At 30.5% G+C, this 4,078-nt stretch carries 3 protein-coding genes and 2 pseudogenes; 4 read left to right on the top strand and 1 reads right to left on the bottom strand.

Annotated features, from left to right (window positions below; genetic code table 11):
- Nucleotides 1-100 precede the first annotated feature (100 nt).
- Nucleotides 101-340: a 4'-phosphopantetheinyl transferase family protein gene (locus ABD814_RS04500; protein ID WP_344910763.1), complete on the top strand. Its 240-nt coding sequence runs from the start codon at nt 101-103 to the stop codon at nt 338-340.
- 99 nt (nt 341-439) lie between these two features.
- Nucleotides 440-2,113, top strand: coding sequence for an ABC transporter ATP-binding protein (locus ABD814_RS04495; protein WP_344910760.1), 1,674 nt, complete (start codon nt 440-442; stop codon nt 2,111-2,113).
- Nucleotides 2,114-2,405: 292 nt separating this feature from the next.
- Here the strand turns inward: ABD814_RS04495 and ABD814_RS04490 are convergent.
- Nucleotides 2,406-2,729 (bottom strand): annotated as a pseudogene (locus ABD814_RS04490) (IS5/IS1182 family transposase); the annotation flags it as partial.
- A 448-nt stretch (nt 2,730-3,177) separates the two neighbouring features.
- On the opposite strand from ABD814_RS04490, the gene ABD814_RS04485 reads away from it, so the two are divergent.
- A complete protein-coding gene (locus ABD814_RS04485; RefSeq protein ID WP_344910758.1) occupies nt 3,178-3,756 on the top strand; it encodes a hypothetical protein in 579 nt (192 codons plus the stop codon).
- 86 nt (nt 3,757-3,842) lie between these two features.
- Nucleotides 3,843-4,078: pseudogene (locus tag ABD814_RS04480) on the top strand (IS481 family transposase); the annotation flags it as partial.

Below are 4,078 nucleotides of genomic sequence, written 5' to 3'. Positions count from 1 at the left end.
TTGATTGGTTATTTTTAATTGATTTGATGCGGTTTATTCAGGTTTTATGATTGGGCTATGAATAATCTAGGATTTTAATATATCTCATTCAGGTGATTGGGTGATCTGTGCCATTGATAAGAATAAAATCGGTATTGATATTGAAAAAATGGATGATATTGATATGGCTAAATACTTTTTAACGAAAAAAGAGTTTAACTTCTTAATTAGTATAACGGAGGAAGAAAAAAAGATCTCTGTATTTTATGATCTTTGGACGTTAAAAGAAAGTTATGTAAAGTATCTTGGGACAGGTATGTTAACTTCACTTGAATCAATAAAACAATTAAAGAGTTACTAAGTTCAATTGAAGCACTTGACTAATATTGTAGTTTGAAAGATTTTTATAAAGAAAAAGAACAAAAACTAAATAAAAGTGTATAGAGAGAGGTTAATAAGAATGAAAAAGTATATATTTCAAAATAAGTTGTTATTGATAATTACTCTTATTTTTAGTATGATTTTCGCCATAATGTCAGCTTTAGTTGCAATACTCTTAAGAGATATTATGGATATAGCATTGTTGCTTGATTTAGATGAATTCTATAATGGTATTTTCAATTCAGTCTTTTTTTTCTTAGGATTAGGTGTTAGTTACTTTTTATATGGTTTCTTTAGTAAGAAGTTAATATGTAAAATAAATAATTCGTTAAGAGATGATCTATTCAAGGGTATATTCAAAAAAAACATTAGTGATTTTAGATCTGTTAATTCTGCTGATTATATATCAGCATTAACAAATGATATAAAATTATTAGAGGAAAATTATTTTTCTCCCTTGCTTTCGGTAGTGCAAGGTGCGATTATTTTCGTTTCTTCTTTCATAGTCATGTTTTATATAAGTCCTATTGTTTCAGTTGCTTTAATTATAGCGCTAGTTCTTTTGATTATAGTACCTGGAATATTCAGTCCATTTCTTCAGGAAAAACAAAATATTTATTCGGAAAAACTTTCTAAGTTAACCATTAAATCAAAAGATATATTATTAGGATTTGAGATAATAAAATCAAATAGTATGAACAACCATATACAATCCGAGTTTCAAAAAAAATCAAATGAAGTATATGAATCTAAGTTCTCAGTAGATAAATTATATGCATTTATTGAATCCATTTCACTTTTGTTGGGGTTGGTTGCTCAAGTTGGTGTAATTCTATTCGCTGCTTATCTGATTATTCAAGGGGAACTAACTGCAGGAGCTTTATTAGGTTTAGTCCAAGTAAGTGGTAATATAACTGCTCCTATTCAAACACTTTCAGAGGAAACGCCTAAAATTAAAGGAATGACACCTATTGTCGATCGCTTACTATTACTGATTAATTATAAAGACATGGGATTCTTAGGTAATCAAAAAGCGTCATTTAATAAAGATATTGTTGTTAAAGAATTAAACTTTGGGTATGGGAAAAATAAAAATGTTTTAAACAATATTTCTTTTAGATTTGAAAAGAATAAAAAATATGTAATTTTTGGGAAGAGTGGTTGTGGAAAAAGCACACTTATACAATTATTAAGCGGTCACTATCCAAATTATGAAGGTAAAGTCTTATATGATAATTTGGATTTAAAAGATGTAAATATTAATAGCGTATTAGAAATGTGCGCAATCCTTCATCAAAATATTTACATGTTTGATGAGAGTATTAAAGAGAATATTTACTTATATAAAACTTACACGGATGAACAATTAGATAATGCACTCAACACGAGTGGAGTAAAATTGTTTCTAGATGGAGAGAGAACTTTAAATACTGAAACCGGTGAGAATGGAGTGAATTTATCTGGAGGACAAAAACAACGAGTAGCGGTTGCAAGAGCTTTAATTCAAAATAAACCACTATTGATTTTAGATGAAGGAACTTCTGCAATTGATATAAAAACAGCCTATGACATTGAAAACACATTACTTAATATGGAAGATTTAACTCTTATTACAGTAACACATTATTTTAATCATGACCTATTAAAGCAATATGATGAAATTATCTTCATGGAAGACGGGGCTATTATTGAGAGTGGATCTTATGATTCCCTAATTGAATCAAGAGGAGATTTTTATAAATATATTTCTTAAAATTTTGTAAGCGTCAAATAACCCACACCTATTATTCAGGTCTGGGTATATTCAAACTGGATAGGTTATGTATGTTTATAATGTTTCTCGATAGTATTTAAATCAAAACCCTAGACAAGAAAAGAGAAGACACTCTAATATAAATGTGAGTTTGCAGACAAAAATTTGAAAAGAGGTCTTCTCATGGAGAAAATTATATCAGATATTTGAGTCAATTTCATAATTACTCTTTTAAAAAATACAAAGACTTACAGAATTTTAAAAAACAGAAATCATGAAGTTTATTGTTGATTTAATTGGCTATTGATGCGTTGTAAACAAGGGTCACCATGTCAAAATGAACTTTTGCGCGTTTGCCAGTGTGATAACGCACATTATTAGGCTGGAAGAATTTCTTAAGATAAGCGTTAACACGCTCTACGGCAGTTCGACATTTGAAAATCATCTTCCAAGTTTTTGAACCACGAGCTGGCGCCGTATATTTTCTTAGGTCTTGCGTTATTTTTACTTTATAAACTTTTTGACAGTGCACTTCGTTGGCTAGCGGGTAATCGATACATTCTTTTGGCCTTGTGTATTTTAATGTTTCATATTTAGAATCAAAGCTATCATATGCAATGCATTTCCACAAAAAGTGGGTGAAGTACAGTTGTCTTCAATTATTTAATGTAGGCTAACTTGATGTGTATAGAGATTAAATACTAAAAATTAAGAGCATAGTGTGCTTGATTTATGCCATAACCGCGGGAGTTCTACAACACGGACAAAAGTTAAATCGTTGGTAAAAGAATACCAGAATATGAACTATCTAAAGTAGATTTGGTTCTTAGGAGAAAATCTTTTACGGTTTTATGAACTCAAATGTTCTCAACCAGTGATTCAAAACTACGTACAACTACCTAATCTGTATGTAATATTTAATAAAATATGAGTATTATTTGTGTAAAGAAGCACTTTATTCCCTCAAAAAACAGCTCGCTTTGTTTACATTCTTCCAGATTAAAGACTGTACTTTCCTGAAATAATATGCTAAATTTTTGCATATTAAAAGGGGGAGTTTTTTTATGATCATTTTACACGACTTTAAAATTGAAATTGAAGAATACAATGCACGGGGAAAAAAGAATTGCTTTCCAATATTCGAACGTTGTCCTGGTTGCGACTGTATTTCACAAGGGAACTTACATAGAAATGGATTTTATTTCCGGTATGGGTTAAAAGAAGACAAGGAATTTTATATTCCTATCTGTCGTTTAAGATGCTTGTCTTGTAAAGTGAGTATTTCGATTTTACCCAGTTTTCTTATCCCTTATTTCCAACATACATTACATACAATGTTGGATCGATTGGATCAAGCTTTAAAGCGGAAAAAGGTCAATGGAAATAGGCAACAGTTAGCCCAGCATATAAAGCGTTTATATGCAAATATCCACTGGGTTCACACCTTCTTCAATGAATTAGATCATCAACTGGGATTCTCATCAGATATAAAAAAAGAAGCCCTAAAATATGTGAAAATGATCCGAGATTTTGGCGAATCGTCCTTCTTTCGAAAGAGTTGGAGTCATTTATCATCATACTTTATGGGCAAATTAATTTTACCATATTTATTATCTGAAAAAAATATAATTCATCCCACATAAATTTTGCCTATGAATCTCTTGTCAGAAAAAGTAGAATAAAGGCAATGGATAACCGGTTATCCTTCTATTAAAAGGAGGAAAATTCAATGAATGAAAAAGTACGGGAGGAAATTGCTTTATTTCGCTATGGGCTGATAGCCCCGCTTTTAAATGGACAAGTCCAATCAAAAGAATATTTTGAAAGAATCGATGGAAAAATTCATGACATTCCCTATTATGGAGAACGAAAAGTGGCGGCCAAAACCATACAAGGATGGCTTTTAAACTATCGAAGAAATGGATTTGACACGTTAAAACCTAAAAGACGATCCGATCGTGGCGA

It is taken from the genome of Amphibacillus indicireducens (assembly GCF_039539605.1).
GTDB lineage: Bacteria > Bacillota > Bacilli > Bacillales > Amphibacillaceae > Amphibacillus > Amphibacillus indicireducens.
The sequence above is the reverse complement of the archived record's forward strand: the minus strand, read 5'-3'. Positions and strand labels throughout refer to the sequence as shown.

Coding starts and splice junctions, on each gene's coding strand:
- ABD814_RS04485 (WP_344910758.1), top strand. CDS start 3,178: ATGATCATTTTACACGACTTTAAAATTGAAATTGAAGAATACAATGCA.
- ABD814_RS04495 (WP_344910760.1), top strand. CDS start 440: ATGAAAAAGTATATATTTCAAAATAAGTTGTTATTGATAATTACTCTT.